This window comes from Nocardioides sp. NPDC059952 (assembly GCF_042730435.1).
Classification (GTDB): Bacteria; Actinomycetota; Actinomycetes; order Propionibacteriales; family Nocardioidaceae; genus Nocardioides.
The window spans coordinates 40,704-58,167 of record NZ_JBHWLY010000009.1; the positions used below are offsets into that span (position 1 = coordinate 40,704).

Sequence of the window (17,464 nt, forward strand, 5' to 3'; positions counted from 1 at the left end):
GGGGGGTGGGTCCGCGCGCGGCGGGCTGTGCTTCTGTCCCACCCCCCCCCCCTGTGTTGGGTTCTCCCCATTTACGTTTTTGTGTTTTGTGGTGGCTACCCTGGCCCCCCACCAAACCCCCACGTTCGTGGACTCAGCCGAGCGGCGGGGCGATCGGTGGCTCGCCGTCGTCGTCGGCCGGCGGGGCCAGCGGGGCCTCGGTCACCGGCTTCTCGGCGGGCGGCTCGACGACCGCCGGCTCGGCGGCCTCGACCTCTGCTGGTGCTGCTGCCGTGGCCGAGCCGAGGATCTCGACCAGCGTCGCCGGCCGGATCCTGCGGAACTTGCGCGGCTGGGTGCGGTTGCGGTCGAGCACCGCGACCTCGAGGTTCTTCGCCTCGATCTCCCGGTCCTCGGTCTCGGTGTGGCCCAGCGCGGCCACGGCGAGCTTGATGGCGTCCTCGAGGCTGGCGCCCTCGGTGTAGCGCTCCTTGAGGTAGCCGCCGACCGCCTCGGCGGCACCGCCGATGGCGGCGAAGCCGTGCTCGTCGACGACCTGGCCGTCGTAGGTGAGCCGGTAGAGCTGGTCGTCCTCGGCGGAGTCACCGATCTCGCCGACGAACAGCTCGACCTCGTAGGGCTTCTCCCCACCCGAGGAGAAGATCGTGCCGAGGGTCTGGGCGTAGGCGTTGGCCAGGCCGCGGCCGGTGACGTCGCGCCGGTCATAGGCGTAACCGCGCATGTCGGCCAGCCGAACCCCGGCGATGCGGAGGTTCTCGAACTCGTTGTAGCGGCCGACCGCGGCGAAGGCGATCCGGTCGTAGATCTCGCTCACCTTGTGCAGCGCCGCCGAGGGGTTCTCGGAGGCGAACACGATGCCGTCGGCGTACTGCAGCGAGACCAGCGCCCGACCTCGGGAGATGCCCTTGCGCGCGAAGTCCGCGCGGTCGCGCATCAGCTGCTCGGGACTCACATAGAACGGAGTGCTCATGGGCGACCCTCCAGCTCGGCGATGGGACCGTCGGGCCGCTGGAGCCTCCCGGTGATGACAGCCTCGGCGACCGCCGCGACCTCGGCGTCGGGCAGCGTGCGCCCACCGTCGGCGGTGATCACGTGGACCAGCGGGAATAGCTTGCGGGACAGGTCGGGGCCACCGGTGGCCGAGTCGTCGTCGGCCGCGTCGTAGAGCGCCTGGACCAGGACAGCGACCAGGGTGGCCTCGTCGAGGTCGGGCCGGTAGAGCTTCTTGAGGGCACCCTTGGCGAACAGCGAGCCGGACCCGACGCCGGAGTATCCGGTCTGCTCGTAGCGGCCGCCGGTCGGGTCGTAGCCGTAGATCTTCCCCGTGCCGGCATCGGGGTCGAAGCCGACGAAGAGCGGCACCACGACCAGGCCCTGCATGGCCATCGCGAGGTTGCCCCGGACGAGGGCGGAGAGCCGGCTGGCCTTGCCCTCGATCGAGAGCGTGGTGCCCTCGATCTTCTCGTAGTGCTCCAGCTCGGTCTGGAAGAGCTTGACCAGCTCGACCGCGAGCCCCGCGGAGCCGGCGATGCCGACCGCGGAGTATTCGTCGGACGGGAAGACCTTGCGCATGTCGCGCTCGGCGATCAGGTTGCCCTGGGTGGCCCGCCGGTCACCGGCGATGATCACGCCACCGGGGAAGGTGGCCGCGACGATCGTGGTGCCGTGCGGCGCGATGTCGCCCAGGTTGGCCGGGACCGGGTGATGACCCGGGAGCAGCTCTGGGGACTGCGCGGTGAGGAAATCGGCAAAGGACGAGGTGCCCGGCGTCATGTAGGCAGCCGGGATACGGGACTCGGACATCTGCTACTGCCCGCCCTTCTGGATGAAGGACTTCACGAAGTCCTCGGCGTTGGTCTCCAGGACGTCGTCGATCTCGTCCAGGATGTCGTCGACGTCGGAGTCAAGCGCTTCCTTGCGCTCATTCACATCGGTCTCGGGCGCGGTCTCGACGGACTCCTCCGTCTCGGAGGACTTCTTCGGCTGCTTCTGCTCCTGTGCCATGTCTTCAACCTATCCACTAGCACCGACAAACCTGAGGAAACAATGCCCGATTTCGCTACGGGAGGAAGCAGAAGTCGAACGTTGGGCCGAGATGTGGCACGAGTCGCGATCGACGCTCAGGAACCGGTCAGCCGGTTGAACAGGTCGACGGCGGTGTCGGAGGAGTCGAGCAGGCCACCGACGTGCTTCTTCGTGCCGCGCAGCGGGTCGATGGTCGGCACTCGCTGCAACGACTCGCGGCCCGGCAGGTCGAAGATGACCGAGTCCCAGCTGGCCGCGGCGACGTTCTCGGAGTACTTCTCCAGGCAGCGGCCGCGGAAGTAGGCCCGGGTGTCGCTCGGCGGCTCGTGCATCGCCTTCTCCACCAGGTCGTCGGTCATCAGGCGCTGGATCCGCCCGGCGCGGACGAGACGGTGGTAGAGGCCCTTCTCGGGGCGGATGTCTGCGTACTGCAGGTCGATCAGGTGGAGCTTCGGGTCGTCCCACTCCAGACCGTCTCGGTCGCGGTAGCCGAGGAGGAGCTTGTACTTGGCCACCCAGTCGAGCTCGGTGGCGCACTCCATCGGGTCGCGCTCGAGGCGGTCGAGCACCGACTCCCAGCGCTCCAGGACGTCCTTGGTCTGGTAGTCCGCGTCGGAGCCGTAGCGCTCCTCGACGAACTTCTTGGCCAGGTCCAGATACTCCATCTGCAGCTGGACACCGGTCAGCTTGCGACCGTCCTTGAGCGTGATCAGGGTCTTCAGCGTCGGGTCGTGGGAGACCGCGCGCAGCGAGGAGACCGGGCCGTCGACGCTGAGGTCGCGGGTGATGTAGCCGTCCTCGATCATGGCGAGCACCAGCGACGTACTCCCGACCTTGAGGTAGGTCGAGATCTCGGCGAGGTTGGCGTCGCCGAGGATCACGTGGAGGCGGCGGTACTTCTCCGGGTCGGCGTGGGGCTCGTCGCGGGTGTTGATGATCGGCCGCTTGAGGGTGGTCTCCAGCCCGACCTCGACCTCGAAGAAGTCGGCGCGCTGGGAGATCTGGAAGCCATGCTTGGGGCGCTCCTGGCCGATCCCGACCCGCCCGGCGCCGGCGAAGACCTGCCGCGAGACGAAGAACGGGGTCAGATGCTTGACGATGTCGGCGAACGCGGTCGAGCGGCGCATGAGGAAGTTCTCGTGCGCGCCGTAGGAGACACCCTTGTTGTCGGTGTTGTTCTTGTAGAGGTGGATCTGCGGGTTTCCCGGCAGCCGCGCGGCCGCGCGGGAGGCGTCGAGCATCACCTGCTCACCCGCCTTGTCCCAGCGCACGACGTCCAGCGGGTTGGTCACCTCGGGGCAGGAGAACTCCGGGTGGGCGTGGTCGACGTAGAGCCGGGCTCCGTTGGTGAGGATGACGTTGGCCAGCCCCAGATCCTCGTCGGTGAGCTGGCTGGGATCGGCCACCTGGCGCGACATGTCGAAGCCGCGCGCGTCGCGCAGCGGCGACTCCTCCTCGAAGTCCCAGCGCGCTCTCCTCGCCTTCAGCGTCGAGGATGCGTACGCATTGACGACCTGCGAGGACGCCACCATCGGGTTGGCCTGGGGCTGCCCGGCCACGGAAATTCCGTATTCGACCTCCGTGCCCATCACCCGTCGTACGCTCATCCCGCCACCTCCGTAGCGCAAGCGCAAAAATACGGACGTGGCGGCATGAGGCCGACTGTCGCTCGCTGACGCTCGCTCATGCCTGCAAGGCTACCGGCCACGTGCACGAAGGCACGTGAGCATCCACACGCCACGCTGAGGTTGCCCGAGGTTGTTCGGCTGGGCGGCACCGAGAGGAGACCTGGTGAGGGGAGCGTGGCAGCGGTCATGGTGAGGTTGGCCCATGGGCACTCCTGAGATCCGGCGAGCTACCGCCGACGACCTCGACGATCTCTTCTCGATCTGTCTGCTGACCGGGGCATCGGGCGAGGACGCCACCGAGTTCTACGAAGACCCGAGGCTGCCGGGCAACATCTACGCCGCCCCCTACATCGTGCTGCGTCTGGGGCTCGGGTTCGTGGCGGTCGACTCCGAGGGCGTCGTGGGCTACGTCGTCGGCACCCCGTTCACCCGTGCCTTCGAGAAGGAGTGCGAGGAGGACTGGTGGCCCGCCCTCCGCGTGGTCAACCCCGACCCGGGGCCCGACCACGACCGCACCGACTGGAACGCCCGTCTCCGGTCTCAGATCCACCGCCCGCCACGGATGCTGGGCGAGATCCTCAGCGAGTTCCCGGCACACCTTCACATCAATCTGCTCCCCCGCGCCCAGGGCCAAGGCGTCGGCAAGGAGCTGATCGGGATGATGCTCGGCGCCTTCCATGTCGCCGGCGTACGCGGCGCGCACCTCGGCGTCAGCTCCGCCAACACCCGCGCGATCGGGTTCTACCGGCGCGTCGGCTTCACCACGCTCGTCGAGGGCGAGGATTCGATGCTTCTCGGTGTCCAATGGACCGGCGAGATGGAAGAGTGAGCTCCCATGGGACTGTGGGAAGCGCGGGTGGTGCCACGCCTCGTGGACCGCACCTGCGGCATCGCGCAGCTCGAGCCGCTGCGCGAGCAGGCCTGTGAAGGTCTCCGCGGCCAGGTCGTCGAGATCGGCTTCGGCAGCGGGAGCAACATCGGCCTCTATCCGCCTGCGGTCACCGAGATCATCGCCGTCGAGCCCTCCGACGTGGCCTGGCAGCTCTCGGCCGCGCGCCGTTCGGGCTCATCGGTCCCGGTGAGCCGCGTCGGGCTCGACGGCGCCCAGCTCCCGCTCGCCGACGCCTCGGTCGACACGGGGCTGGTCACCTTCTCGCTGTGCACGATCCCCGACGTCGCCGGCGCCCTGGCCGAGCTGCGCCGCGTCCTTCGCCCGGGTGGCACCCTCGGTTTCCTCGAGCACGGCCTCTCACCCGACCCCGCGGTCGCCCGCTGGCAGCGCCGCCTCGACGGCCTCCAGCAGCGCCTCTTCGGCGGCTGCCACCTCACCCGCGACATCCCGCGGCTGGTCGGGGCCGCCGGCTTCACCATCGACGCTCTGGAGCAGTCCTATCTGCCCGGGCCGTCGTTCTCGCGGCCGTGGGGGTATCTCTCGGTCGGGCGAGCGGTTTCCGCCTGACGGCTCCGCCTCAGCGTTTACGAGTACGCAGCGCGTGAGCGACGTTGACGCCGACGAGTCCGACCCAGGAGATCACCAGGGCGCCTAGGTTGTCGGTGACTCCGAGGGTGATGCTGATCGGGATGCCGGCGACGGCCGACCCGGCGCCCAGAACGAACTGGAAGACCGAGGTGCGCGACTCGTTGCGTTCGGCGAGGGTGCGGGCGGCGGCGGTCGCACCGACCCGGTCCTGGACCGTCTTCTCGATGCGGTCGGCGAAGCCGGCCACCAGCTCCGCGTCGAACGCGTCCCCCAGCTCATGGCGGGTCTCCAGACCCGCCTCGATGTCCTTGCGCGCCATCTCGTCTGCCACGTCGATCAACCTTAGGGGATCAGATGCCGGGGCCGAGGCCCCCGACGTTGTGCTGGATGTTGGTTCGCTCGGCGTGGCCGTGCGCGGCCTGGACGCCGGGGTCGTTGTTCGGATCGATCACGCCACCCGGCTCGGCTCGACCCGACAGCATCCAGACCAGAGCCACGACGGCGACCACGACCACGAGTGCCGCTGCGCCGACCAGGATCAACAACCACGCCGCCACTCGTCTTCTCCGTCCATGCCCCGCGGGCGTTCCCGCCAATACCCGAAGGCTATCGCCGCGGCCCCGGCCCCGCAGCCGAAATGACCTCGAGCGACGAGGTCGCACGGCGGTCGAGTTGAGTACCGGGGCTCACGCGCCGCTCCCCCGCGAGCCGCTGCAATGGTCCTATGGACACCGGGGCAAGACCCGTCGCGCCCAGGCGGCTCGACTGGCTGAACGACGAGACCGCCCGCTGGGTGAGCGAGGGGATCCTCACCGAGCACACCGCGGAGGCGATCAGAGGACAGTACGTCGCCTCGCGCACCAACTCGCTGACGCGAATCATCTCCTACCTGGGTGGGGCGTTCCTGGGAGTCGGGCTGCTGTGGCTCGTGGCGACCAACCTCGACGTGCTCTCGCCGCTGGTGCGGTTCGTCGGGATCGTCGTCGTCTGGCTCGCATTCACAGCCGCGGCGGAGGCACTCCCTCTCCCCCGACCGCTGCGTGGCGCGTTCCGCGGCATCGCGGCGATGAGCTTCGGTGGTGTCGTCTTCCAGGCCGCGCAGAGCCTCCAGGTGCCGGCATACGAGCCCTCTCTGGTGGGGTTGTGGGGGCTCGGGGCGCTTCTCTACGCCTACGCGAGCAACGCTCTGGCGCCGCTGGTGGTCGGCATCGTGACGACCATGGTCTGGTTCGACTGGCAGGTGGTGGCGAGCAGCGAGAGCGTGTTCGCCGGCGTCTTCGCGGTGCTGGTCGGGGGCGTGGTCGCAACCGCGATGGCCGCGCTGCACGATCGACGCCGGGAGCCGTTCGCCCAGGTATGGCGGCTGGCGGGCGGCGTACTGGTTCTGGGTGGCCTCTTCGTCGCCGCCGTCCCGCAGATCGGTGATCGCGAGCTGGCGTGGAGCCCGACGCTCCTCGTAGCGCTGGTGATCGCAGTTCTCCTCGTCATCGTCGCGGCAGCGCGTACGGACGGGCTGTCCCGGTGGGAGGTGCTGGCTTCGGCGCTCATCGTGCCGATCGGGCTGGCACTGGTCGCCTGGGACCCGCAGGTCGACGACCTCGCCTCCGTGTCGGGCGAGGCATGGCTGTCCGCCTTCGTCAGCATCGCGGTGTACGTCGTCATCGCCGGCGCGGTCGCCGTCGACGGCTCGGTGCGCGACCAGACGCTGCTCGTCGTGCTGGCCACCGGCGCGCTTGTCGTCTTCACGACCATGCAGAGCTTCGCGGTCTTCGCCCCGATCATGTCCGGCGCGACCCTCTTCCTGCTGCTCGGCGTGCTCCTGCTCGCCACCGGCTTCGTCTTCGACCGCGCCCGCCGGGGCGTGGCCGCCAACCTCAGTGAGGCCCTCTCGTGAACGCTCGCACCCGGGTGGCGCTCGTCTGCGTCCTCAATCTCGGCCTCGTTGGCCTCGCCGTCGCCGGCCAGCTCTCCGCCCGCGCCACCGGCGAGGACATCCGGCTCCGCGTCGAGCCGGTCGATCCGATCGTCCCGTTCCGTGGCGCCTACGTGGACCTCTCCTATGCCGGCATCAGCACACGCACGACGAAGGAGACCGGCGATGCGTACGTCTCGCTGGCACGTCGTGGCCCGGTCTGGGAGGCGAGCGGCGTGTCCACCGAGCCACCCGCCGAGGGACTGTTCCTGAAGTGCCACGACGACGGCTGGCGGCTCAGCTGTGGCATCGAGAGCCTCTTCCTCCCGCAGGACCGCGCCCAGGAGATCGAGACCGAGGTCAACGGCGGCGACGCCGTCGCGGTGGTGAAGGTCGACTCGCGCGGCCACGCGGCCCTCGTCGCAGTCCGGACGCCGTGAAGATCCTCAGCGTCCGACCTCGGCCGATCTGCGCGCCTGGGCGCGGAACTGCGTGGGCGATGAGCCGACCACCCGGCGGAACGCGGTACTGAACGCACTCTCGGACCGGTAGCCGGTGGCCCGTGCGAGCTCGGAGATCGACAGCGCATCACGGGAAAGAGCGTCGCGGGCCAGGCTCATCCGCCATTGGATCAGGTACTCCAGCGGTGGGACCCCGACGTGGCTCTTGAAGGCCTGGGCGAACGCGGAGCGTGACATGTGGCTGATCTCGGCGAGCTCGTTGATGTCCCAGGGGTAGGCCACGTCCGCGTGCACCGCGCGAAGGGCGGCGCCGATGCCGTCCTCGTTCAGGGCGCCGAGCCAGCCGGTCGGCCGGTCTGTCTGCCCGGCGTGCGCACGCAGCATGTGCACGAGCAGGATCTGGGCGAGGTGGTTCTGGACCAGCGGGCCGCCTGGAGCGGTGAGGCCGACCTCGGTGGCCAGCAGATCGATCAGCTGACCGAGGCGGTTGCCATGCGGATCGCCGGCACGCACGATCACCAGCGGCGGCAGGAGATCGGTCAGGAGGGCCGCATTCTGGTGATCGAACTCGATGTGCCCGACGCAGAGATAGAGATCGTCCTCGGAGGCCGGGCCGATGCGGACGAACCCCTCCTCGGCGCTCGCCCACACCTGCTCCGCGGGGCGCGGGCTGGCAGCGGGCGTGCTGGCCAGCACGTACGGCGGCGGGTTGCCCAGCATGAAGGTGTCGCCCTCCTCCAGGAGCACCGGTTCATGCCCTTCGAGGATCAGCCAGCAGGTGCCGCATACGAGACCACCGATCCGTACGTGCAAGAACGTGTCGAAGCTCAAGGCCCACTCCCCCGTCGCCTGAAGGCTGGGGCCGACCACCGTGCGGGGCCTGAGCAGTCCGATCGCGTCGGCCACTGGATCTCGGAAACCGAGCACTACCAACACCTCCTGGACGATGCGTAAAGAATACCGGACTCTGACTTATGGATCTTCCAGCAAAGCGGCTGCACTATCGATGTCGTAGGTAGATCACCTGCACACGAGTACGCCCCGCACGGGGCGAGTGATGGAGAAGACTCACATGGGACAGCTGGACGGCAAGACGGCAGTGGTCACCGGTGCGAGCAGCGGGATCGGCCTCGCCACCGCTGTGAGACTGGCCGAAGAGGGCGCGCACGTGTTCGTCACCGGGCGGCGTGAGGCTGAGCTGGAGGCCGCCGTCAAGACCATCGGACCGGATCGGGCGACGGGGGTCACTGGCGACATCTCCGAGCCGGCCGACCTGGACCGGCTCTACGACGCGGTCCGCGCCCGCGGCGCGGGAGTCGACGTGCTGGTGGCGAATGCTGCGGTCGGCACGTTCGTGACGTTGGAGCAGACCACCGAGGAACACTTCGACCAGACCTTCGGGGTCAACACCCGAGGCACCCTGTTCACCGTGCAGAAGGCGCTCCCCCTGCTCAACGAGGGCGCCTCGGTCATCCTGACCGGCTCCACGGCGGCCGACCGCGGGATGGAGGCGTTCGGAGCGTACGCGGCGTCGAAGGCGGCGGTCAGGTCGTTCGCGCGGACCTGGTCGGCCGAGCTCAAGCACCGGGGTATCCGGGTCAACGTGGTCTCGCCGGCATGGATCGAGACCCCTGGGGGCACCGCGGCCTTCGGCGACGAGGAGACCGCCCGCGCCATGAAGGAGCACGTCGCCGCGACCGTGGCCAAGGGCCGCATGGGTCGGCCCGAGGAGGCTGCCGCTGTCATCGCATTCCTGGCCTCTGAGCAGAGCAGCTATGTCGTCGGCTCGAACCTCTACGTCGACGGCGGAGCGAACCAGACCTGAGCCCGGACCCGCGGCGGCGTCCCATGGTCGCGGAGGGCAGCCGTACCGCTGCCCTCCGCGATCGGTCCTCACCAGGTGATGCTCACTTACGGAGGAACTCCGCGAGCGCGGCGTTCACCTCATCGGCGTGGGTCCACAGGAGACCGTGGGGAGCGCCCTCGACCTCGACGTAGTCGGCCCCAGGAACGGCGTCGCGGAAGCGGCGTCCGGTGGCGTCGATGGGCAGGATGTTGTCCTTGGTGCCGTGCAGGATCAGTGTCGGCTTGCCGGCCTCGCGAACCGCTTCGACGTCGCCGCGGAAGTCCTCGATCCAGGAAGAGACCACCGCGTACGCGGCCACCGGGGCGCTACCGACAGCGACGTTCCAGCTGCCGGTGACGGCTTCTTGGCTGATCCGGGAGCCGAGGTTCTCATCCAGGTTGTAGAAGTCGTTGAAGAACTGGGTGTACCAGGCGTAGCGGTCGTTCTTCGCGGCCGCGGCGATCCCGTCGAACACGTCCTGCGGGACGCCTTCGGGGTTGTCGTCGCGCTGCACGAGGAACGGCTCGAGCGACGCGAGGAAGGCGAGCTTCGCGACCCGCTCGTGTCCGTACCTGGCGACGTACCGCGCGAGCTCACCGGTGCCCATCGAGAAGCCGACGAGTACGACATCGCTCAGGTCGAGAGTCTCGAGGACCGTGTTCAGGTCGGCGGCGAAGGTGTCGTAGTCGTAGCCGCTGCCGACCTTGGACGAGTTCCCGAAGCCGCGCCGATCGTAGGTGATCACGCGGTAGCCGGCAGCGAGCAGCTCGCGCGTCTGCTTCTCCCAGCTGTGACCGTTGAGCGGGTATCCGTGGATGAGCACGACCGGCTGACCGGTTCCCTGATCCTCGTAGTACAGCTCGACCGGCGCGCTGTTCTCCTGACCCACCGTGATGAAAGCCATCATCTCCCCTTCCTGTACGACCAGCGCGACGCTGGCAGCTCGTTGACCTCATGGACAGTGTGCCTCCAGGCGGGCCATCCAGATGGTGGTTCCGCCCGCGGCTGCAGCTCAGAGCTCTTCGGGCGGCGCCATTCGATAGACGAACTCGCCGAGACCTGACTGCGCGATCGCGAACAGGGTGCCGGCGAGACCCTCCTGGGTGGCGGCCATGCTCAGGTCGCCCAGGCGCACCGCCTCGAACCCGGCATCGTCGCTGAGCCGGCTGACGACATCCTGGGCCTGGTCGTCGCCGGCCCACAGGCCGCTCGGTCGTACGCGGGCGTCGGCGATCCGTCCGAAGAGGGAGGCGAAGTTGGTGCTGAAGGCCTTAGCCGTCGGTCCGCCGGTGACCGACTTGACGTACTCGGCGTTGGAGGAGAACCCGTCCGGTGGGCGAGCGCCCCCGTAGAGGTTGGTGGCGTCGAGCACCGTCTTCCCCTCGAGCCCGGTGACGGACGCCAGCGCCGCTTCGACAGCGGCGCCGGGGACGGCAAGCAGGACAGCGTCGGAGGCACTGGCGTCACCGCCGCCTCGCCCCAGTCTCGTCACCTGGTGCCCGGCACGCTCCCACAGATCCGCCAGGCCACCGCCGATGTTGCCGCGTCCGATCACCGTGATGTTCATGCTCGCGACTCCTTGTCCTGGTCGCCCTGGTGCTCGTGGAGGCGGAGCGCGCCCGAGGGGCAGCGCCCGATCACGTCCCGCAAGGTCTGTGCGGTCTCCTCCGAATCAGCGTGGCCGGGGTCGATCCACGGCCGTGCGGCCGTGTCGAAGACGGTGGGCATGCCGCGTACGCACTCGGCGGCGTGCCGGCACACATCTGCGTCGAAGGAGACGTCGACCACGGGGCCGGTGTAGGTCTTGCGCGCCATCCTCAGTCCTTCGCCGTCGATGCGGGGACACGCTTCACGAGGGAGATGTACTCGGGGTGGCGGCCGATCCAGCCCTTGATGAACGGGCACAGCGGCATCACCTTGCGCTGGCTCGTGTCACGTACGTCATCGAGCGCGAACCGGGCGATCGCCGCGCCGACACCCTTCCCCTCGAAGGCGGGGTCGACCTCGGTGTGGGTGAACACGATCAGGTCGGTGGCGAGGATGTACTCGGCGAACCCCACCACGGATCCGCCCACACGCGCTTCGTAGCGCAGGCGCTCGGGGGCATGGGCGACCTCAACATCGATTTCCGTCATCTCTTGTCCTTGCTCGGGGGCCTGCATGCTTCGTGCGCCATCGGGACAGCACCTGTATCTGTTTGCACAAGCAATGATATGAGGAAGGTGAGGCAAATCAAGGAGCGTCACGACGGTGTCGCTGCGCGGCGGCGACCGAGAGAGGCGACGCCGGGATGCGCCCGGTGTCAGCGGCCTCGGCGGCGAGCCGGCGGCCCGACCTCGGCCTGGGCGATCGGCGCGAGCGCATCGGCCAAGGCGACCAGATCAAGACTCTGGAGGTGGTCCATCACGTGCCGGCGGACGCTCTCGAGGTGCGCGGGCCAGGCCTGCTTCATGCACTTCAGACCGGCCGGGGTCAGGCACGCGAGCTGGCCGCGACCGTCTGCCACCGAACGCATCCGCTCGACCAGACCGCCCCGCTCCAGCCGCTCCACGACGCGGGTCAGCCCGCTCACCGAGATCGCCACATAGTTGGCGAGCTCGCTCATCCGCAACGAACGCTCGGGAGCCTCGGACAGGTTCATCAGCACGGTGTACTCGGTGAGGGTCAGCCCCTCCGCCTGCATGAGGTCGGCATCGAGCACCCGCGGAATCACCACAACCGCACGCGCCAGAGCGCGCCAGGCCGCCTCCTCCTCCGGCGAGAACGGGGCAACCTTCCCAGCCGTCGTACGCCGATCGTCCATACCGTCGAGGCTAGCGTGTAGTTGCTTGACGTAATAAGGACACCCGTCCATGGCTGCGACAGACGCACACTCTTCGGACTCGCGTGCGACTCGCTCAAAAGCGACTGCAGACGGCGCCGCGTACGCGCCCGGACGAGATCGGCCACCACCGCGTATCCGCAGGTGGCGGGCCGATCTCGGTTGCTCCCGAGGACTACAGGTACTGACCCGTGTTGGAGACCTGCTCGATCGAACGGCCGGGCTCGGTGCCCTGCTTGCCGGTGATGAGCGTGCGGATGAAGACGATCCGCTCGCCCTTCTTGCCGGAGATGCGGGCCCAGTCGTCGGGGTTGGTGGTGTTGGGGAGGTCCTCGTTCTCCTTGAACTCGTCCACGCAGGCCTGGAGCAGGTGCTGAACCCGCAGACCCTTCTGGCCGGAGTCCTCGCCGGAGTCCAGGAAGGACTTGATGGCCATCTTCTTGGCCCGGTCGACGATGTTTTGGATCATCGCGCCGGAGTTGAAGTCCTTGAAGTAGAGGATCTCCTTGTCGCCGTTGGCGTAGGTGACCTCCAGGAAGCGGTTCTCCTCGGACTCCGTGTACATCCGCTCGACGACCGTGCGGATCAGCTCGTCGACGGTGGCCTGCTTGTCGCCGTTGAACTCGCCCACGTCGGTCGGGTGCAGCGGCAGGCCGGGGACCAGGTACTTCGAGAAGATGTCACGAGCACCCTCAGCGTCGGGACGCTCGATCTTGATCTTCACGTCCAGACGGCCCGGACGCAGGATCGCCGGGTCGATCATGTCCTCACGGTTGGAGGCACCGATCACCAGCACGTTCTCCAGAGCCTCGACGCCGTCGATCTCGGAGAGGAGCTGCGGAACGATGGTGTTCTCCACGTCGGAGGAGACACCGGTGCCACGTGTGCGGAACAGCGAGTCCATCTCGTCGAAGAAGACGATCACCGGGGTGCCGGCCGCGGCCTTCTCACGAGCCCGCTGGAAGACCAGGCGGATGTGGCGCTCGGTCTCACCGACGTACTTGTTGAGGAGCTCGGGGCCCTTGATGTTGAGGAAGTAGGACTTGCCGTCCGCTCCCGTCTTCGCCGCGACCTTCTTCGCCAACGAGTTGGCGACAGCCTTGGCGATCAGGGTCTTGCCACAGCCCGGAGGACCGTAGAGCAGCACACCCTTGGGCGGCTTGAGCTGGTGCTCGATGAAGAGGTCGGGGTAGAGGTACGGCAGCTCGACCGCGTCCTGGATCTGCTCGATCTGGCCGGCGAGGCCACCGATCGACTCATACGAGATGTCGGGCACCTCCTCCAGGACGAGCTCCTCGACCTCGGACTTCGGCACCTTCTCGTAGACATATCCCGACCGTGGTTCGAGCAGCAACGAGTCACCCGCGCGGATGGCGTCCTGCAGGAGCGGCTCGGCCAGACGTACGACCCGTTCCTCGTCGGCGTTGGCGATCACCAGGGCGCGCTCACCGTCGGCGAGCAGCTCCTTGAACATCACCACCTCGCCGACCTTCTCGAACTCCATCGCGGCCACGACGTTCAGCGCCTCGTTGAGCATGACCTCCTGGCCATAGCGCAGCTCGTCGAGGTCGACGTTGGGCGATGCGGTCACCCGGAGCTTGCGCCCGCCGGTGAAGACATCGATCGAGTCGTCCTCGTTGCGCTCGATGAAGGTGCCGAAGCCTGCTGGCGGCTGTGCCAGCCGGTCGACCTCCTCCTTGAGCTTGATGATCTGGTCTCGGGCATCCCGAAGCGTCACGGTGAGTCGCTCGTTCTGCGACGTAACGGCGGACAGGGAGCGCTGCGCGTCGGCGAGCCGCGCCTCCAGGCCACGCGAAGATCCGGGCATCTCGGTCAGTCTGTGCCGCAGGTCGGTCACCTCAGCTTCAAGGAAACGGACATGACTCTCGAGCTCCTCGGGGCTGCGCCCCTCGGAACGGAATCCATCGGATGTCGACATCAGCACACCTCCTCTACTGCTTCGACCCTACAAGGGAGAGGGGCAGGAGAGGAGAAGGATTTACCGGTGTTGGACACTATTCGTCGGTAGCGGCCGAGTTCGTGTCGACCCGTGGCACACCGGAAGATGTGCGCCGACGCGGAGTGGACTCAGTCCACCTCGGCGCCATCCTCGGGCAGGACCTCCACGACCGGCTCGGGAACCGGCATGTCAGCCGGGCGCGGGCCGGTGTAGTCAGGTCCGTACGCCCCGGGGGCAGGTCGACGCGTCTTGCGCGGCGCACGCTCGCCCGGTGCCAGCTTCCTGGCCGTGACCAGGAAGGCGGTGTGGCCGATCATCTTGTGACCCGGCCGGACCGCGAGACCCTCGACGTGCCAGTCGCGCACCAGCGACTCCCAGGCCTGCGGCTCGGTGAACCCGCCGTGGGCGCGGACCGTCTCGACGAAGCGGGACAGCTGGGTGGTGGTCGCGACGTAGGCGCAGACCATGCCACCGGGGTAGAGCGCCTCGGCCGCCGCGTCGACGCACTCCCACGGAGCGAGCATGTCGAGGATCAGCCGGTCGCAGCGGATCTGCTGGCGCGGCAGCTCCTCCTGGAGGTCGCCCAGGTTGAGCGACCAGCTCGGGTGGGACTCCCCCGCCGGCGTACCGAAGAACTGGTCGACGTTCTTGCGGGCGACCTCGGCGAACTCCTCGCGACGCTCGAAGGAGGTGACCTTGCCGAACGGGCCCACCGCGCGCAGCAGCGAGCAGGTCAGGGCGCCGGAGCCGACCCCGGCCTCCACTACGGAGGCACCCGGGAAGATGTCGGCCATGGCGACGATCTGGGCGGCGTCCTTGGGGTAGACCACCGCGGCGCCGCGCGGCATCGAGACCACGAACTCCGACAGCAGCGGGCGGAAGACCAGGTATTCACCGCCCGTCGAGGCGGTGACCGTGAAGCCCTCCTCGCGGCCGATCAGCTCGTCGTGATCGATGTGGCCCTTGTTGGAGAAGAAGCGCTTGCCGGCGACGAGCTCGAAGTTGTGGCGGCGACCCTTGGTGTCGGTCAGCCGCACCCACTCGCCCTCACGAAGCGGCCCGCGGTGCACGCCCGCTCGGGCCTCGGCCGGAATGTCTGGGATATCAGCGCTTGACACCCGCCGAGGCTACCCGTTCTCCCGGCCAACCCGGCAAACCGCGATCCCTCAAGCTCCCGCGCGGAAGGCAGCGTCGACGTCGGAGGTGACCAGTACGCCATAGATCGAGCCGTCGGGCTCGACCAAGAGGTATTCGGGTGCCGGGGTCTTGGAGATCGCCTTGACCAGGGACTCGCCGTCGATGTCGGCCGGGAGGGTGAGGCCGTCCTCGAGCTGACGGGTGACCGTCGAGGTGGCCATCCAGGGACGACGATCCTCCGGGGTGGCCAGCAGCGCGCCCTCGTGGACGAGACCGATCGGCTCGCCGCCGCTGCTCACCGTGACGATGCTGCCCGCCTCGGCCTCCTGGGCGCGGCGTACGGCCTCGGCGAGCGGAAGATCGGCGGGCACGGCCAGGGTGCGGCGAGCGAGGTCGCGGGCGACGAGGAGCGGGAGCCGCATGCGCGCTCTCGCCGACATGATCGCCGCGGAGGCGCCGCTCCAGAGGAAGACGCCGATGATGACAGCCAGGACGTAGTCGGTGAGGTCGGGCTGGACGCCGAGGATCTGCCCCTGGATGAAGGGCCACAGCAGCACGACTACCGCAAGGACCCGCCCTGCCCAGCCGGCGACGATGTTGCCGCGGTTGATGTTGCCGGTCGCGGCCCACACCCCCGCCTTGAGCAACCGGCCGCCGTCGAGAGGCAGACCGGGGACGAGGTTGAGCACGCCGACGAAGAGGTTGGTGACCCACAGGCCGGTGACGATCAGACCCATCAGTCCGTTGGACGTGCGGAACGGGGCCTCGAAGGCGAGCACGGAGACGCCGAACGCGGCGCCCGCGACGGCGAGGGAGGCCAGCGGCCCCACCACCGCGATCCAGAACTCGTCGCGGGGGCGCCTCGCCTCCTTCTCCACGGAGGTCGCACCGCCGAGGAAGTGGAGCATGATCACTCCCACCGGATAACCGAGCCGCTTGGCGACGATCGCGTGGGCCGCCTCGTGCAGCAGCACCGCGCCGTAGAGGACGATCGCGAACGCGAAGCCGGCGACGTACGCCAGCCAGCCCAGGCCGGGCTCCACGGCTTCGATCTGGGGCGCCATCAACCAGGCGATCAGCGCCGCGATGAGGAACCAGGACGGCGTCACCAGGACGTCGCTGCCCGCGATCGAGCCGACCTTGATCGTGCCCGGGACTCGGGGGGTGGGCTCCGCCTCGTCGACCGGCTTGTCGCGGTCGGGGCGTGGGTCAGGGTCTGCCACATTCCGAGCGTACTTGAACGGCGGTTGCCAGGTGGTGTCGACCCGGTTGTCGGTGCTTGCGAATAGTGTCGAGGTCATGAGCACCTCACCTGCCGATTCGCTGTCGACCCCGGTCGACGGCGTCAACGTGCTGGGGTCGCTCTCCCCGAGCCGCGCGAGCGACTTCACCTCGTGCCCGCTGCTCTACCGGTTCCGCACCATCAACCAGCTTCCCGAGCCGCCCTCGGAGGCGGCTGCGCGCGGGACCGTGGTGCACAAGGTGCTCGAGGACCTCTTCGACCTGCCCGGTCCCGAGCGCACGCCCCGGCAGGCGAGGTCGATGGTGGAGCAGGCATGGGAGGACGTACGCAGCCTCGACCCGGCCCTGGCGACGCTCTTCACCTCCGGGGCCGACGACGCGGAGGAGGGCTGGCTGGAGTCGTGCCGGCAGGTGCTGCGGCGCTACTTCGACCTGGAGGACCCGCGCCGTCTGGAGCCCGCCGAGCGCGAGCACTACGTCGAGGCGCTGCTCGACTCCAAGCTGCTGCTGCGCGGGTTCATCGACCGTGTCGACGTCGCCGCCGACGGCCGGATCCGGGTGGTCGACTACAAGACCTCGAGGATCCCGAGCGAGGCGTACGAGGCGAAGGCGCTGTTCCAGCTCAAGTTCTACGCCCTGGTGATCTGGCGCACGCGGGGCGTGGTGCCGGCGATGCTGCAGCTGATCTACCTCGGCTCCGGCGACATCCTGCGCTACGTGCCCGACGAGGCCGACCTGCTCGCGACCGAGCGCAAGGCCGAAGCGATCTGGCGGGCCATCCGCACCGCCCAGGAGACCGGCGAGTGGCAGCCGAACCCGGGGAAGCTCTGCGGATGGTGCGCCCACAAGCCGCTGTGCCCCGCCTTCGGCGGCACTCCTCCCCCACTTCCGGCCGCGCTTTCTGCGACGCCGGGACCCGTCGCGGCAGGCGACGACCTCGATCTCGACTAGG

21 protein-coding genes are annotated in these 17,464 nt (G+C 68.6%); 6 read left to right on the top strand and 15 right to left on the bottom strand.

From position 1 onward, the window contains the following. Window positions 1–133 precede the first annotated feature (133 nt). From prcA to dop, 4 genes are all read right to left on the bottom strand, one after another. On the bottom strand, window positions 134–970 hold the full coding sequence (prcA, locus tag ACFV9G_RS06385) for a proteasome subunit alpha (RefSeq protein ID WP_378725935.1): 837 nt from the start codon (window positions 968–970) through the stop codon (window positions 134–136). Continuing rightward, window positions 967–1,803 carry a proteasome subunit beta gene (gene prcB, locus ACFV9G_RS06390; protein ID WP_378725937.1) on the bottom strand — a complete coding sequence of 279 codons (837 nt, stop codon included), beginning with the start codon at window positions 1,801–1,803 and terminating at the stop codon, window positions 967–969. The genes prcA and prcB overlap by 4 nt, the downstream gene beginning before the upstream one ends. Window positions 1,804–1,806: 3 nt before the next feature. Beyond that, window positions 1,807–2,004 (bottom strand): ubiquitin-like protein Pup, encoded by a 198-nt coding sequence (locus ACFV9G_RS06395; protein WP_008356645.1) that lies wholly within the window; start codon window positions 2,002–2,004, stop codon window positions 1,807–1,809. A 116-nt stretch (window positions 2,005–2,120) separates the two neighbouring features. Next, window positions 2,121–3,632, bottom strand: a complete 1,512-nt coding sequence (dop, locus tag ACFV9G_RS06400; RefSeq protein WP_378725938.1) for a depupylase/deamidase Dop — start codon at window positions 3,630–3,632, stop codon at window positions 2,121–2,123. A 223-nt stretch (window positions 3,633–3,855) separates the two neighbouring features. Here dop and ACFV9G_RS06405 point away from each other — a divergent pair, with 223 nt between their 5' ends. Together ACFV9G_RS06405 and ACFV9G_RS06410 are read left to right on the top strand one after the other, a co-directional pair. Beyond that, complete coding sequence (locus tag ACFV9G_RS06405) at window positions 3,856–4,482, top strand: GNAT family N-acetyltransferase (RefSeq protein ID WP_378725940.1); 627 nt, start codon at window positions 3,856–3,858, stop codon at window positions 4,480–4,482. A 6-nt stretch (window positions 4,483–4,488) separates the two neighbouring features. Then, the gene (locus tag ACFV9G_RS06410; protein ID WP_378725942.1) at window positions 4,489–5,112 is read left to right on the top strand and encodes a class I SAM-dependent methyltransferase; all 624 of its coding nucleotides are present in this window, start codon (window positions 4,489–4,491) and stop codon (window positions 5,110–5,112) included. A gap of 10 nt (window positions 5,113–5,122) precedes the next feature. Here the strand turns inward: ACFV9G_RS06410 and ACFV9G_RS06415 are convergent, their stop codons facing one another. Both ACFV9G_RS06415 and ACFV9G_RS06420 read right to left on the bottom strand, forming a co-directional pair. Further along, the gene (locus tag ACFV9G_RS06415) at window positions 5,123–5,464 is read right to left on the bottom strand and encodes a hypothetical protein (RefSeq protein WP_091041348.1); all 342 of its coding nucleotides are present in this window, start codon (window positions 5,462–5,464) and stop codon (window positions 5,123–5,125) included. Between the two features lie 19 nt (window positions 5,465–5,483). Next, window positions 5,484–5,690 (bottom strand): hypothetical protein, encoded by a 207-nt coding sequence (locus ACFV9G_RS06420; protein ID WP_378725944.1) that lies wholly within the window; start codon window positions 5,688–5,690, stop codon window positions 5,484–5,486. 167 nt (window positions 5,691–5,857) lie between these two features. On the opposite strand from ACFV9G_RS06420, the gene ACFV9G_RS06425 reads away from it, so the two are divergent. After that, window positions 5,858–7,027 carry a DUF2157 domain-containing protein gene (locus ACFV9G_RS06425; protein WP_378725946.1) on the top strand — a complete coding sequence of 390 codons (1,170 nt, stop codon included), beginning with the start codon at window positions 5,858–5,860 and terminating at the stop codon, window positions 7,025–7,027. After that, window positions 7,024–7,485 carry a GDYXXLXY domain-containing protein gene (locus ACFV9G_RS06430; RefSeq protein ID WP_378725948.1) on the top strand — a complete coding sequence of 154 codons (462 nt, stop codon included), beginning with the start codon at window positions 7,024–7,026 and terminating at the stop codon, window positions 7,483–7,485. Before ACFV9G_RS06425 ends, ACFV9G_RS06430 begins: the two co-directional genes overlap by 4 nt. Before the next feature lie 6 nt (window positions 7,486–7,491). On the opposite strand, the gene ACFV9G_RS06435 is transcribed toward ACFV9G_RS06430, so the two are convergent. Continuing rightward, window positions 7,492–8,442, bottom strand: a complete 951-nt coding sequence (locus tag ACFV9G_RS06435) for an AraC family transcriptional regulator (RefSeq protein ID WP_378725950.1) — start codon at window positions 8,440–8,442, stop codon at window positions 7,492–7,494. Between the two features lie 136 nt (window positions 8,443–8,578). Between ACFV9G_RS06435 and ACFV9G_RS06440 the strand changes: the two genes are divergently transcribed. Then, window positions 8,579–9,331 (top strand): SDR family NAD(P)-dependent oxidoreductase, encoded by a 753-nt coding sequence (locus ACFV9G_RS06440; RefSeq protein WP_378725952.1) that lies wholly within the window; start codon window positions 8,579–8,581, stop codon window positions 9,329–9,331. Between the two features lie 82 nt (window positions 9,332–9,413). On the opposite strand, the gene ACFV9G_RS06445 is transcribed toward ACFV9G_RS06440, so the two are convergent. The 8 genes from ACFV9G_RS06445 to ACFV9G_RS06480 form a co-directional block, all read right to left on the bottom strand. After that, complete coding sequence (locus ACFV9G_RS06445; protein WP_378725954.1) at window positions 9,414–10,256, bottom strand: alpha/beta fold hydrolase; 843 nt, start codon at window positions 10,254–10,256, stop codon at window positions 9,414–9,416. Window positions 10,257–10,364: 108 nt separating this feature from the next. Further along, window positions 10,365–10,919 carry an NADPH-dependent F420 reductase gene (locus ACFV9G_RS06450; RefSeq protein WP_378725956.1) on the bottom strand — a complete coding sequence of 185 codons (555 nt, stop codon included), beginning with the start codon at window positions 10,917–10,919 and terminating at the stop codon, window positions 10,365–10,367. After that, window positions 10,916–11,167 (bottom strand): (4Fe-4S)-binding protein, encoded by a 252-nt coding sequence (locus tag ACFV9G_RS06455; RefSeq protein WP_378725958.1) that lies wholly within the window; start codon window positions 11,165–11,167, stop codon window positions 10,916–10,918. The genes ACFV9G_RS06450 and ACFV9G_RS06455 overlap by 4 nt, the downstream gene beginning before the upstream one ends. A gap of 2 nt (window positions 11,168–11,169) precedes the next feature. Further along, window positions 11,170–11,487, bottom strand: a complete 318-nt coding sequence (locus ACFV9G_RS06460) for a GNAT family N-acetyltransferase (RefSeq protein WP_378725959.1) — start codon at window positions 11,485–11,487, stop codon at window positions 11,170–11,172. Window positions 11,488–11,654: 167 nt separating this feature from the next. Next, window positions 11,655–12,155 (bottom strand): MarR family winged helix-turn-helix transcriptional regulator, encoded by a 501-nt coding sequence (locus tag ACFV9G_RS06465; protein WP_378725961.1) that lies wholly within the window; start codon window positions 12,153–12,155, stop codon window positions 11,655–11,657. Window positions 12,156–12,348: 193 nt separating this feature from the next. Beyond that, a complete protein-coding gene (gene arc / locus ACFV9G_RS06470) occupies window positions 12,349–14,112 on the bottom strand; it encodes a proteasome ATPase (protein ID WP_378725963.1) in 1,764 nt (587 codons plus the stop codon). Between the two features lie 149 nt (window positions 14,113–14,261). Continuing rightward, on the bottom strand, window positions 14,262–15,251 hold the full coding sequence (locus ACFV9G_RS06475; RefSeq protein WP_378725965.1) for a tRNA (adenine-N1)-methyltransferase: 990 nt from the start codon (window positions 15,249–15,251) through the stop codon (window positions 14,262–14,264). Between the two features lie 48 nt (window positions 15,252–15,299). Then, window positions 15,300–16,493 (bottom strand): site-2 protease family protein, encoded by a 1,194-nt coding sequence (locus ACFV9G_RS06480; RefSeq protein ID WP_378725967.1) that lies wholly within the window; start codon window positions 16,491–16,493, stop codon window positions 15,300–15,302. A 76-nt stretch (window positions 16,494–16,569) separates the two neighbouring features. On the opposite strand from ACFV9G_RS06480, the gene ACFV9G_RS06485 reads away from it, so the two are divergent. Next, the gene (locus ACFV9G_RS06485) at window positions 16,570–17,463 is read left to right on the top strand and encodes a RecB family exonuclease (protein ID WP_378725969.1); all 894 of its coding nucleotides are present in this window, start codon (window positions 16,570–16,572) and stop codon (window positions 17,461–17,463) included. Window position 17,464 lies beyond the last annotated feature (1 nt).

Bases quoted from the DNA above. Each gene is read 5' to 3' on its own strand.
- prcA (WP_378725935.1), bottom strand. From the start codon at position 970: ATGAGCACTCCGTTCTATGTGAGTCCCGAGCAGCTGATGCGCGACCGC.
- prcB (WP_378725937.1), bottom strand. From the start codon at position 1,803: ATGTCCGAGTCCCGTATCCCGGCTGCCTACATGACGCCGGGCACCTCG.
- ACFV9G_RS06395 (WP_008356645.1), bottom strand. From the start codon at position 2,004: ATGGCACAGGAGCAGAAGCAGCCGAAGAAGTCCTCCGAGACGGAGGAG.
- dop (WP_378725938.1), bottom strand. From the start codon at position 3,632: ATGAGCGTACGACGGGTGATGGGCACGGAGGTCGAATACGGAATTTCC.
- ACFV9G_RS06405 (WP_378725940.1), top strand. From the start codon at position 3,856: ATGGGCACTCCTGAGATCCGGCGAGCTACCGCCGACGACCTCGACGAT.
- ACFV9G_RS06410 (WP_378725942.1), top strand. From the start codon at position 4,489: ATGGGACTGTGGGAAGCGCGGGTGGTGCCACGCCTCGTGGACCGCACC.
- ACFV9G_RS06425 (WP_378725946.1), top strand. From the start codon at position 5,858: ATGGACACCGGGGCAAGACCCGTCGCGCCCAGGCGGCTCGACTGGCTG.
- ACFV9G_RS06440 (WP_378725952.1), top strand. From the start codon at position 8,579: ATGGGACAGCTGGACGGCAAGACGGCAGTGGTCACCGGTGCGAGCAGC.
- ACFV9G_RS06445 (WP_378725954.1), bottom strand. From the start codon at position 10,256: ATGGCTTTCATCACGGTGGGTCAGGAGAACAGCGCGCCGGTCGAGCTG.
- ACFV9G_RS06450 (WP_378725956.1), bottom strand. From the start codon at position 10,919: ATGAACATCACGGTGATCGGACGCGGCAACATCGGCGGTGGCCTGGCG.
- ACFV9G_RS06455 (WP_378725958.1), bottom strand. From the start codon at position 11,167: ATGGCGCGCAAGACCTACACCGGCCCCGTGGTCGACGTCTCCTTCGAC.
- ACFV9G_RS06460 (WP_378725959.1), bottom strand. From the start codon at position 11,487: ATGACGGAAATCGATGTTGAGGTCGCCCATGCCCCCGAGCGCCTGCGC.
- ACFV9G_RS06465 (WP_378725961.1), bottom strand. From the start codon at position 12,155: ATGGACGATCGGCGTACGACGGCTGGGAAGGTTGCCCCGTTCTCGCCG.
- arc (WP_378725963.1), bottom strand. From the start codon at position 14,112: ATGTCGACATCCGATGGATTCCGTTCCGAGGGGCGCAGCCCCGAGGAG.
- ACFV9G_RS06485 (WP_378725969.1), top strand. From the start codon at position 16,570: ATGAGCACCTCACCTGCCGATTCGCTGTCGACCCCGGTCGACGGCGTC.